The 13792-nt window shown below is 54.6% G+C and carries 2 protein-coding genes; both read left to right on the top strand.

What is annotated here, in order from left to right:
- Positions 1–10 precede the first annotated feature (10 nt).
- Positions 11–6250 carry a T9SS type A sorting domain-containing protein gene (locus IPM52_00805; protein ID MBK9290167.1) on the top strand — a complete coding sequence of 2080 codons (6240 nt, stop codon included), beginning with the start codon at positions 11–13 and terminating at the stop codon, positions 6248–6250.
- 97 nt (positions 6251–6347) lie between these two features.
- Positions 6348–13697: a S8 family serine peptidase gene (locus IPM52_00800; GenBank protein ID MBK9290166.1), complete on the top strand. Its 7350-nt coding sequence runs from the start codon at positions 6348–6350 to the stop codon at positions 13695–13697.
- Positions 13698–13792 lie beyond the last annotated feature (95 nt).

Raw genomic sequence — 13792 nt, 5'->3', positions numbered from 1 at the left:
TCCGAACCAAATGAAAAAATTCGTTGCAGCACTTTGTGTGCTACTTTTTACCAGCCTCCTCCCATTGAATGAAGCCAATGGTCAGATAATTGATGATGAGCCGCTTGTTATTACTGGAAAATACCACGGGCTCTCCCGTCCGCTTCGCGAACTGCCACAACTCACCGAGGAAGAATTCAATGCCTTGGTTGAGAAGGGCAAAAACAGGCTCAGGTCGCAAAGCTGGGTGCCCAAACAACGTCTTTACCCATTTGCCGAGACCGCACTCCCGAAAGACGGGGATCCCATCAGGCAGACCGAGATGGGCACAGTAACCAACCGTCCCGTTTTTCTGAACTTTGATGGTCAAACCTCGCCCTACAAGCCTTCGGATGTGAATGGTGATGTGAATGAAACGCATTACTTCCAGACCATCAACACCGTTTATGCGATCTACAACAAAAGTGGTCAACTGGTGGCAGGCCCCACCAATCTGAATTTATTGTTCGAGGGCGTGACCGGTTCGCAATACAATGACGGTGACCCGATTGTGCTTTGGGACGAAGCTGCCCAACGATGGCTTGTGGCAGAATTTTCTATTACTGGTAGCAACGATTATATGCTGGTGGCCGTTTCGACCAGCTCCGACCCCAGCGGAACCTGGCACCGTTATTCGTTCGATGTGGACGATATGCCCGATTATCCCAAACTCGGTGTCTGGCGCGACGGATATTATATGGGTACCAACACGCCCAATGCAGGGAAAAAAGATATCTATGTGCTTGAAAGAGATAAAATGCTTATCGGTGCCACGGCACAAATGGTAGGATTCAAAAACAACCTCCGTCCCAACAGTGGTTTTCATTGCGTTCCGCCAGTTGATAACGACGGCCCACTGGCCCCTGCCGGCAGTCCGGGTATTTTCATCACCATCAACGATGATGCATGGGGAGGTAGCGACCAGATATGGATTTATGAACTAAATGTGAACTGGACCACCCCTGCTTCTTCCACCTTTGCCCGCACCCAGCAGATCAATGTGCCGGCCTTCGACAGTAATTTTGGAAGTACATGGGAAAATATCGCCCAGAAAGGAACCACACAGAAACTGGATGCGGTGAACCAGGTCATAATGCACCGGCCACAATACCGCAATTTTGGCACCTATCAAACCATTGTGGCCTGCCATACTGTTGATGTGAGCGGTACCGATCAGGCCGGGATACGGTGGTACGAGCTCAGGCGCACCGGAACAGGCCCCTGGACCATCAGACAAACAGGCACGTATGCCCCCGACAACCATTCGCGCTGGATGGGCAGCATCGCGATGACACCTTCGGGGAAGATTGGTCTTGTTTATTCCATATCCTCCACGACCCTCAACCCGGGATTGCGTTTCACGGGCCAATCCACAGCTGCCTATGCTGCAGGCAATGGCATCCTGGATGTGGCGGAAGAGGTAATTCTTGAGGGAACCCTCTCGCAAACCGGATCGGAACGTTGGGGCGATTACTTCATGCTGGCCATTGATCCGAGTGACAACGAAACGTTCTGGGCTACAGGTCAGTATGTAGGTTCGGGTAATGCATCAAAGACACGTATTGCCACCTTCCGGATCGGGAATGCTCCTCTTGTTGTCACCACCGCACCGACAAATATTACGCCAAACTCTGCAACGATCAATGGAACGGTCAATCCCAACACCCTGAACACAACCTACTATTTTGAGTGGGGAACGACTACTGGTTACGGCAATACCACAACTGTTTCCAACGCAGGTTCAGGCAGCACTGCAGTTGCGGTGAGCGCTACATTGGGCAGTTTGACTCCCGGCCAGACCTATCATTATCGTATTGTCGCCAGCAATGCCGATGGCACTACATATGGCGCCAACCAGAGCTTCATCCCTGGCGGCGCCGAGCTCACCACCGCCTCTGTCACCAACATCGGGTTGAATAGTGCCCAAAGCGGAGGCACTATCGCATCGGATGGTGGTTCACCAATCACAGCCCGTGGTGTTTGCTGGAGTACAAGTCCTAACCCTACCCTTAGCGGCGGTCTGTTCACGACAAATGGCACTGGCACAGGCAGTTATACCAGCAGCATCAGTGGTTTGAATCCCAGCACCACCTACTATGTAAGAGCGTATGCAACCAACGCCTTCGGCACATTTTACGGCGACGAAAAGTCGTTCACTACCCTTTGCGGCATTTATGCCCCACCAATCACTCAGAACTTCGATGCCCCTGCCCTCCCGAATTGTTGGACGACCGTAAGTCTGAATGGCAACAACCAGGTGTGGCAGGTAGGAACCATCACAGGCAGTTATTCGCCACTTCCCGCCCTGACCGGCAACTATGCCTACCTGAACAGCGATGCGTATGGCAACGGTAACAGCCAGAACACCGACCTGCGTACTCCGACCATCGACCTGAGCGGATTCAGCGCTGTTACCCTGTCGTTTAAACACTATTATCGTCATTATACCGGAAGCAGCGTTAAGGTTTCTTATTCCATAAACGGAGGCAGCACCTGGACCGATCTGCAGACCTGGACGGCATCGACAGCCAATCCGGCAACTTTCTCTCAATCCATACCTGCAGTGGCCGGACAAAGCAATGTAATGTTTCGCTGGAACTACAATGGAAATTTTGGTTGGTACTGGGCGGTGGATGAAATTCAGATCACCGGAACTGCCAGCAACGAGGTGGCAAACTTCACAGCCACAGCTGTGAGTCAGACCCAGATTGATCTGAGCTGGCAGGGCGCGAATGTGCTGCTAGTGTGGTCGCCAACCTCAACTTTTGGCACACCATCGAATGGCACTGTTTACACAGCCGGTCAAACCATTCCCGGTGGCGGAACAGTGCTTTATTCAGGAACAAATACCACCTACAGCCATACCGGGTTAACGCCTGCCACCACCTACTACTACAAGGCTTTCCTCATCCAGGCAGGAAACAACTATTCCAATGGCGTGACAGCCAATGCCACAACTCAGGCGCCAGCGGCTTATGCCAATGTGTTGCTCAGGCCCCAGCAGGTGGACATTTCCTCTGCCAGCGCACAAAGTGCCGTGTTGATGACAGTAGGCGGATATGCTTCCAACGAAGCAAAATACCGCTTATTCAATAGCACGTCTCAATATAATGTTTGGAATGGCAGCCAGTTTGTGACCAGTTCTTCCTATGCCGACAACCCACTCATACCCGGCACACCTTCGACCCAATCTACCTGGTGGATAATTTACCAGAGAGGTTCAAACAACTCTACCTCTGCAAGTTATCGCGACAGGTTATCGCCCTATAGCACTAATTATCAGACTGTGGCCTTGCCGGCAGCCACCGCAATTACCAATCCGGCTAACATTAGTGGTTCCATACCTTTTGCCGCAAGTTATCCGCTAACCGAGAAATACGTCATTCTGGGATACGATGCCCCCTCTGGCGGAAATCTGATTTCAGCTACTTCATCAGAACTCAATATAGGAGCATTTAATCTTGTCGTCCAACAAGGCACTGTGATTCAACGAATTGAAGTAAGAAATGTGCTTAACCAGCTCATGGAGAGTCAGACAGGCACCTGGCCAGGTGGCAATCCTCCGGCTGTATTCGACCTAACAGGCGGTGGCAGCTACTGCCAGGGGGCCAGTCCCACAGGCATCAGCGCAACGCTGAGCGGCAGCGAAACCACTGCCACCTATCAGCTGCTGCGCAACAGCATCCCCTTTGGCGACCCTGTCGCAGGTACCGGCAGTCCGCTGGAATGGCTCAACCTTACCGAAGGCACCTACACCCTTGTAGCCACCAACAGCAACAGCTCACTGCCCATGAATGGCCAGGCCGTGGTAAGTGAAACCCCGGCCGTACCGGTAAGCGTGAGCATCCAGGCCGACCAAACCAGCGTCTGCCAGGGCACGGCCGTGAACTTCACCGCCACGGCTCAAAACCCCGGAACAAACCCCGTTTATCAATGGACCGTCAACGGCAGCAATGCCGGCACCAACAGCCCCAACTTCAGCTTCGTACCAAACGATGGCGACCAGGTGCAGCTGCTCCTCATCTCGTCCGAAACCTGCGCCCAGCCGGCTGTGGCCACCTCCAACACCCTGACCATCACCGTTCAGACGCCTGCAATGGCTTCCATCATCATCCAGGCTTCCCAAAATCCTGTCTGCCAGGGCAGCACGGTCAGCTTCAGCGCGCAACTCTTCAACCCGGGCAGCGCTCCCATCATCCAGTGGTTTGTCAACAACATCCTGCTTAGCTCTGGCACCTCCACTTCCTTTGCCTACATGCCGGCCAACAACGATGTGGTGGAAGCCGTCATGATCTCCAGCCTTGATTGTGTGAGCAACAACCCTGCCACCAGCAATGGCGTGCTCATGGAGGTGTCGCCCCTGCTTACCCCCTCGGTCACCATCAGCACCGCCTCGACCAGCCTGTGCAACGGGCAGCAGGCAAATGTTTCGGCTACGCCTGTCAACGGTGGCAACAGCCCCATCTTCCAGTGGATGCTCAACGGCAACCCCGCCGGCACAAACAGCCCCTCTTTCAGCTTTGTGCCTGCCCATGGCGACCAGCTTATGCTCAGCATGAGCTCCAGCCTCAGCTGCGTGAGCGGCAATCCGGCCACCTCCAACACCCTCAGCTTTACGGTAAGTCCTGTGACCATCAACCTCGGTGTGAGTCCTGCCGGAGCCGGCACCGCCACCTATTCCGGCACGCCGGTCATCGGCCAGCCACTGAGCCTTACGGCCACCCCTGCACAAGGATTCAACTTCCTGAACTGGACCGACGGCCAGGGCAATGTGCTCTCTTCCCTGCCCTCCTTCAGCTTTGTCCCGGGCCTGTGCAGCCACAACCTGACTGCCAATTTCAGCTCCGGGGTGTCGCTCTCGGGCAAGCTGGCTTATTTCAACCCCGTGGAATCTGCCCTGCCTGCCGGAAGCAACTTCATGGTGCAGCTCTTCGATGGCAACGCACCGGTTGGTAATGCCCAGCCGGTGGCCACTACCTACACCTTCGGCGGACTTGAAGCCGGAAAAACCTACACCATTCGCCTATGGGAAGACCACAGCTCAGGCCAGCTCGACCAAACCTGGAACTTCAACAACTGGGGTGGCGTCTCGGCCCTGGATGCCCTCATCGTCAGCCATATGTCAACCGGTAATCCCGTGGTGGCAAACTTCCCCTGGATCATGCCCGCAGCCGGACAGCCTATGACTGCCTTTGCCGAGTTCTCGGCCGACGTCAACAACAGCAACACCATCACCGGCCTCGATCCCCTCATCATCATGTACCGCACCGTGGGATTCCCTGGAACCAGCCCCTTCCCGGGCAACAAACACAACTTCCAGCTGGCCGGCCACTGGGCTGCCAATGCCGCCTCGGTATGCTATCCGGCAGCCCCGGAAACCTTGCTCACGCCCAATGGCGCCTACCAGGCATCGTCCTCTGCACAAAGCGTGTTCTACGAAGCCCAGCTACCTGCCCTTGCCAACGGGCTAAACTTCTTCAACATCTATCTGCTGGCCAATGGCGACCTCAATGCCTCCTATATCCCGGCTTCCCTAAGCTCCAAAGAAGGCGCCATCCTCAGCTATGAAGGCAGCATAGCTGCTGCGGTGGGACAAACCCTTAACATCCCCCTGCGCATCAACCAAACCCAACGGCTGGCTGCCATCACCCTGGGACTGTCATACAACAAACAACTCCTCGAAATCAACGGATTGCAGGGATTCGACATCTTCTTCATCGACCAGCAAAAAGGCGAAGTGCGCATTGCCTGGATGGACCAGCAAGGCCGTGAATATGGCGCCGGTCAGCAGCTGCTCAGCCTCCAGGCCAGGCTGCTGGAGCACATTGTCCCAGGCACCAGATACCTCGAACTGCTGCCCAATACCGAGTTTGTCAACATCAATGCACAGATCCTCAACAATGTACCCCTGGCCACCGACTACATCGTAAGCGGCACCACCGGCCTAAATGAACCTCAGAACCTGACACATAAGGTTTATCCCAACCCGTTCAATAACAGCACATTACTGCAAGTTAACCTTCCTGCCGAAGGCCGGTTACGCGTCAGCATCCACAACTACCTGGGACAAGAAGTACTCCGGCTTGCCGATGGCTACTTCCCACAGGGCCAGACGCAATTCGACATCCACCAGCATCAGCTGCCTGCCAGCGGAGCTTATGTGTACACAGTGGACCTGCTCACTCCCTCGGGTTGGCAGCGCTCCAAAGGAAACCTCATCCTGATCAGGTAAGAATCAAACAAGCCTTTTATCAAATCAACTCCGGTCAAGGCCGGAGTTTTTTATTTTTTTAGATTTGTAAAAAATTGTTAAGACCAATCCAATGTTCATGATCACACCATCTTTTCGTCAGTTTTTTGCTGTGATAGCCATGCTGTTTTTCGGCATGCAATCAGTTGATGCGCAGTACCGCCCTATCCGGGGTGAGCGGCCGCCCATCGACCTCGATAAAGTTAGCCGGGATGCATACGAGCCCAACAAGATAAGCATCAAACTTCGTCCTGACCTGGCTTCCAGTATCGAAGGCAAGCATGTGATTGTCGCCCCACAGGGTTTCGGCATCCCTGCCCTTGACACCATACTGTCGGATTACAGTTTGAAAAAAGCCAGCCAGATGTTTTACTCCCCCGCTTTGAACTTCCGTTTCGACGACCGCATGCGGGCATGGGGATTTCACCTGTGGTATGAACTTGACTTTGGGGACAGTTCGCCCGACATCATCGGACTGGTTAAAAAACTTCAGGCCTTGCCGGAGACCGAAGTAGCTGAGCCAGTGTATAAAAAGCGGCTCATCGCGCCTGTGGCTGATGAAGAACTGCAGGAAAAGGGTAACGCGGGCCATAGTGGGTCGGCCTCACGCTGGACGCCCAACGACCCCCGCTTTAATGAGCAATGGCATTATCACAACACGGGGCAGCAGGGCGGAACGGCGGATAAAGACATCGACCTGCCCGAAGCCTGGGAAATTGAAAAAGGCAATTCGAATGTCATCGTTGCGGTGATCGACGGCGGGATCCAGTTCGACCACCCCGACCTGGCAGGAAATATGTGGCCCGGCATTGGATATAATTTTGTAAACAGCAGCTCTACCATTGTGCCGCACAATCATGGCACACATGTAGCAGGGACTGTGTCGGCTGTAAATAATAATGGCGTGGGTGTGGCCGGCGTAGCCGGAGGTTCAGGTTCGGGCAACGGTGTTCGCCTGATGAGCTGCCAGGTATTCACTTCCTCATCAAGCGGTGGTTTTCATCTGGCGCCGGTTTATGCTGCCAACAACGGAGCCGCCATATCGCAAAACAGCTGGGGCTACACGAGTGCAGGTGTGTTTGAGCAAAGCGTTCTGGACGCAATAGACTTTTTTAACCAAAACGGGGGGGGCGCTGCCATGACAGGAGGCATCACGATATTTGCTGCCGGTAATGACGATGCCTCCGGACAGTGGTATCCTGGCTGTTACTCCGGCGCATTTGCCGTGGCCGCAACCAACAATAACGACCAAAAAGCCTGGTATTCCAACTACGACACCTGGGTGGATATTTCCGCACCCGGAGGCGAAACCAATACAGTTTCAGCAAGAGGCGTATTGAGCACCATCACAGGAAACTCATACGCTTTCTACCAGGGCACTTCCATGGCCTGCCCGCATGCTTCGGGGGTAGCAGCACTGGTGGTGTCGCTGGCTTATGGACAACTCTCAAATGCCGACCTGAAAGACATCCTACGAAACTCCACCGACAACCACTATGCCCAAAACCCGTCGTTCATCGGCAAACTGGGCACGGGCCGACTGAATGCCCATCAAGCCCTGCTTACTACACAAAACTACCTGACAGGCGTGCTCAACCCCACAAATTTTTCAGCCACAGGCGTGAGCACCACACAGATCAATCTGAGCTGGAATAAAAACACCAGCAACCACGATGTCATGCTGGTATGGGCACCCACCGCCACAATCGGCACCCCGGTTGAAGGGGTCAACTATACGGTGGGTCAGACCCTGCCGGGTGGGGGCACCGTGCTCTACAAAGGCGGAGCTACGAATTTCAGCCATACCGGACTTAACGCAAACACTCAGTATTTCTACAAATTGTTTTCCTACAACCCCACCTTCACCTATTCGTCCGGAAGGGATGCCAATGCTTACACCCTTTGTGGCATTTTTACCAGCCTGCCATACAATCAAGACTTCAATGCCGCACCCAGCCTGCCGAATTGCTGGACAATCGTCGATCACCAGGGCAACGGGCAGGTGTGGCAGTTTGGCACAATAACAAATGGTTTGACCGGAACAACAGGCAATTACGCCTACCTGAACAGCGATGGTTTTGGAAGTGACAACACGCAAAACGCCAGCCTGATCAGCCCGGTTTTCGATATGTCGGGCTATATGAATGTAAACCTCAGTTTTAAACATTATTTCAGGCAATATCAAATAGCCTCAACTGCAAGGCTTTATTATTCCATTGACGGTGGAACGAATTGGACGGAAATTGCCAATTGGACCACAACCAGCTCCAACCCGGCCAATTTCAGCCAAACCATTGCAGCGCTCACCGGACAATCCAACGTACGTTTCAGGTGGCATTATCAGGGCACCTGGGCGTATTACTGGTGCGTGGATGATATCGTGATCAGTGGTGATATCAACGTACCAGGCGCACCCACAGCAGCTCACACCCCTGTGCCGGCTGACCTTTTTGCTGGTGCAGGTCTTAATGGCAGCCTGCAGTGGACCTGGGGAAACAACACGGACAAATATGACCTCTGGTTCGGCCCGGCCGGCAACATGCAGAAAGTTGTAAACCAGGGCAATGCCGGAAGCTCAGGCAGCCAGGGAACCTATACTTATACCGGTTTGAATCCTACCACAGTTTATCAGTGGCAGGTAGTTTCGTACAATACCTCCCTCCCGATGAGTGTGAACAGTCCGGTCTGGAACTTTACCACGGCATGCGGAGTTTTCGGATTACCTTTTTCCGAAGGCTTTGAAGATAGTTCGCCATCCCGTCAATGCTGGACGCAGGAGTTCGTGCAAGGCAACAAGGAGTGGACTTATGCCACAGGTTCAAGCGGAGGCTCCATCACTTCGGCCCACTCCGGGGTAAAAAATGCCAGATTTACAAGCACTTCCGGCGGGCCATTTATCACAAAACTGGTATCACCTATTCTTGATCTTTCCGGTTTGATGAATCTCCGGCTCAGCTTCTGGTATGGCCAGGAATTCTGGTCGCCCGACCAAAACGAGCTGAAGCTGTATTACCGCACTTCACCTACCTCCCCCTGGGTGCAGATAGGCAACACCTACAACCAGAATGTTGCCCAGTGGACGCAGGTAAGCGACATTGAACTTCCCAACCCCAGTGCAACCTATCAGATTGCTTTTGAGGGCATTGACAATTGGGGAAGGGCCAATGTGCTCGACGATATTGAAATAACCGGTCTTCCATCCGGTCCGTTTGCCGATTTTATTGCAAGTCCGCTCACAGCCATGGTCGGGCAGCCCATCACCTTCACCGACGCCTCGGGAAACGGCTCCTTCTCGAGTTGGAGCTGGGACTTTGGCGCAGGTGCCAGCCCGGCTACCGCCACCGGACAAGGTCCGCATACCGTAACTTACGATACCCCCGGGCAGAAAACAATCTCACTTTTGGTGGACGGCTTGTATTCAAAAACACGAACCAATTATGTGACCATCACCGAAAACCCTTACCAGCCACCACAAAACCTGAGTGCGATGGTCTATGGCGGCAACAATGTACAGCTTAGCTGGCAGGCTCCAACCCTCACTGCTCATGCCTCAGCCATCGACACGGACATTCAGGATATCAGCAAGATTATCATAGACTCATCCACCCATGAAACTGTCCTGGCAGTTGGCCCCACTTTACTTGTGCCCCAGGGAAGCCGCGTGGAAAGCGGAAGAGCTGTATTGTTCAACAATGGTCCTTTTGTGAACAGCCCCGGCACAGGCCCGGGTGGTTCCGACCATAGTGTGCTGCAAAACAGCAGTTTGAATATGAGCATCTTAGGCTTTGGAGCCCAATCTTCGGCCGGAAACCGGGTAGCGGATGATTTCACGGTAAATGCGCCATGGCAGGTGGAAAGCTTCACCTTTTATGTGTACCAAACCGGTTCATCGACCACCAGCACCATCACGGCAGCCTACATCCAGATCTGGAATGGCGATCCGGCAGCCGGTGGCCAGGTGATCTGGGGCAACACCACGACCAACCGCATGAGCAGTACAAGCTGGGCCACGGCTTACAGGGTGAGCCAGACCACCGTGGACACTCAAAGACCCATCATGCGGGTTGTGTGCAACACCCCGGGGCTGAATCTGCAACCCGGAACTTATTGGGTGGACGTAAGTTTTGCCGGCAGCCTGAGCTCAGGCCCCTGGGCGCCTCCCATCACCATCAACGGACAAACCACCACAGGGAATGCAAAACAATTTACCTCCGATGCATGGCAAAACCTTCTTGACAGCGGCACCAACACTGCACAAGGCATCCCATTCGTCATCGAAGGAAGTGCGATGCAGGTAACATCGTACAAAATCTTCCGAAACAACGTACATATCGGAAGTACTGCTCCTGATGTGCTCACGCACAACGACACAGGGCTGTCGCCGGGTACCTACGATTACCACATCACCGCCATGTATGATGCCAATGAGTCCGGCCCCTCGAATGTCGTCCAGGTAGATATAACCACAGCAACGTGCAATGCCCCGGCTGGTCTGACAACCACAAACGTAACTACAAACTCTGCCAGACTCAGTTGGATCGCCAATCCTCAGGTGCTAAGCTGGGACCTTAAGTACGGCCTGACTGGATTTGACCCCAATTTTGAAGGTATTCTCATTATGGGAATTGGCGCAGTGCCCTTTGACCTGGATAACCTGCAGCCAGCCACCACATACGATTTTTATGTGAGAAGCAATTGTCCGGGCAATGCCCAAAGCGATTGGAGTGCACCTGCTACCTTCAGTACATTGATGCCTCCTCCGGCTGTATTCGACCTAACAGGCGGTGGCAGCTACTGCCAGGGGGCCAGTCCCACAGGCATCAGCGCAACGCTGAGCGGTAGCGAAACCACTGCCACCTATCAGTTGCTGCGCAACAGCATCCCCTTTGGCGACCCTGTCGCAGGTACCGGCAGTCCGCTGGAATGGCTCAACCTTACCGAAGGCACCTACACCCTTGTAGCCACCAACAGCAACAGCTCCATGCCCATGAATGGCCAGGCCGTGGTAAGTGAAACACCGGCCGTACCGGTAAGCGTGAGCATCCAGGCCGACCAAACCAGCGTCTGCCAGGGCACGGCCGTGAACTTCACCGCCACGGCTCAAAACCCCGGTACAAGCCCCGTTTATCAATGGACCGTCAACGGCAGCAATGCCGGCACCAACAGCCCCAACTTCAGCTTCGTACCAAACGATGGCGACCAGGTGCAGCTGCTCCTCATCTCGTCCGAAACCTGCGCCCAGCCGGCTGTGGCCACCTCCAACACCCTGACCATCACCGTTCAAACGCCTGCAATGGCTTCCATCATCATCCAGGCTTCCCAAAATCCTGTCTGCCAGGGCAGCACGGTCAGCTTCAGCGCGCAACTCTTCAACCCGGGCAGCGCTCCCATCATCCAGTGGTTTGTCAACAACATCCTGCTTAGCTCTGGCACCTCCACTTCCTTTGCCTACATGCCGGCCAACAACGATGTGGTGGAAGCCGTCATGATCTCCAGCCTTGATTGTGTGAGCAACAACCCTGCCACCAGCAATGGCGTGCTCATGGAGGTGTCGCCCCTGCTTACCCCCTCGGTCACCATCAGCACCGCCTCGACCAGCCTGTGCAACGGGCAGCAGGCAAATGTTTCGGCTACGCCTGTCAACGGTGGCAACAGCCCCATCTTCCAGTGGATGCTCAACGGCAACCCCGCCGGCACAAACAGCCCCTCTTTCAGCTTTGTGCCTGCCCATGGCGACCAGCTTATGCTCAGCATGAGCTCCAGCCTCAGCTGCGTGAGCGGCAATCCGGCCACCTCCAACACCCTCAGCTTTACGGTAAGTCCTGTGACCATCAACCTCGGTGTGAGTCCTGCCGGAGCCGGCACCGCCACCTATTCCGGCACCCCGGTCATCGGCCAGCCACTGAGCCTTACGGCCACCCCTGCACAAGGATTCAACTTCCTGAACTGGACCGACGGCCAGGGCAATGTGCTCTCTTCCCTGCCCTCCTTCAGCTTTGTCCCGGGCCTGTGCAGCCACAACCTGACTGCCAATTTCAGCTCCGGGGTGTCGCTCTTGGGCAAGCTGGCTTATTTCAACCCCGTGGAATCTGCCCTGCCTGCCGGAAGCAACTTCATGGTGCAGCTCTTCGATGGCAACGCACCGGTTGGTAATGCCCAGCCGGTGGCCACTACCTACACCTTCGGCGGACTTGAAGCCGGAAAAACCTACACCATTCGCCTATGGGAAGACCATAGCTCAGGCCAGCTTGGCCAAACCTGGAACTTCAACAACTGGGGTGGCGTCTCGGCCCTGGATGCCCTCATCGTCAGCCATATGTCAACCGGTAATCCAGTGGTGGCAAACTTCCCCTGGATCATGCCCGCAGCCGGACAGCCTATGACTGCCTTTGCCGAGTTCTCGGCCGACGTCAACAACAGCAACACCATCACCGGCCTCGATCCCCTCATCATCATGTACCGCACCGTGGGATTCCCTGGAACCAGCCCCTTCCCGGGAAACAAGCACAACTTCCAGCTGGCCGGCCACTGGGCTGCCAATGCCGCCTCGGTATGCTATCCCGCAGCCCCGGAAACCTTGCTCACGCCCAATGGCGCCTACCAGGCATCGTCCTCTGCACAAAGCGTGTTCTACGAAGCCCAGCTACCTGCCCTTGCCAACGGGCCAAACTTCTTCAACATCTATCTGCTGGCCAATGGCGACCTCAATGCCTCCTATATCCCGGCTTCCCTAAGCTCCAAAGAAGGCGCCATCCTCAGCTATGAAGGCAGCATAGCTGCTGCGGTGGGACAAACCCTTAACATCCCCCTGCGCATCAACCAAACCCAACGGCTGGCTGCCATCACCCTGGGAATGTCATACAACAAACAACTCCTCGAAATCAACGGATTGCAGGGATTCGACATCTTCTTCATCGACCAGCAAAAAGGCGAAGTGCGCATTGCCTGGATGGACCAGCAAGGCCGTGAATATGGCGCCGGTCAGCAGCTGCTCAGCCTCCAGGCCAGGCTGCTGGAGCACATTGTCCCAGGCACCAGATACCTCGAACTGCTGCCCAATACCGAGTTTGTGAACATCAATGCACAGATCCTCAACAATGTGCCCCTGGCTACCGACTACATCGTAAGCGGCACCACCGGCCTAAATGAACCTCAGAACCTGACACATAAGGTTTATCCCAACCCGTTCAATAACAGCACATTACTGCAAGTTAACCTTCCTGCCGAAGGCCGGTTACGCGTCAGCATCCACAACTACCTGGGACAAGAAGTACTCCGGCTTGCCGATGGCTACTTCCCACAGGGCCAGGCGCAATTCGACATCCACCAGCATCAGCTGCCTGCCAGCGGAGCTTATGTGTACACAGTGGACCTGCTCACTCCCTCGGGTTGGCAGCGCTCCAAAGGAAACCTCATCCTGATCAGGTAAGAATCAAACAAGCCTTTTATCAAATCAACTCCGGTCAAGGCCGGAGTTTTTTTTTAGGCATTGCTGGCCAATATTACCTGTGACAACTATTCTTG

Source organism: Bacteroidota bacterium (assembly GCA_016715945.1).
Lineage (GTDB): Bacteria > Bacteroidota > Bacteroidia > Bacteroidales > F082 > JALNZU01.
This window is presented reverse-complemented; position numbering and strand designations above follow the sequence as displayed.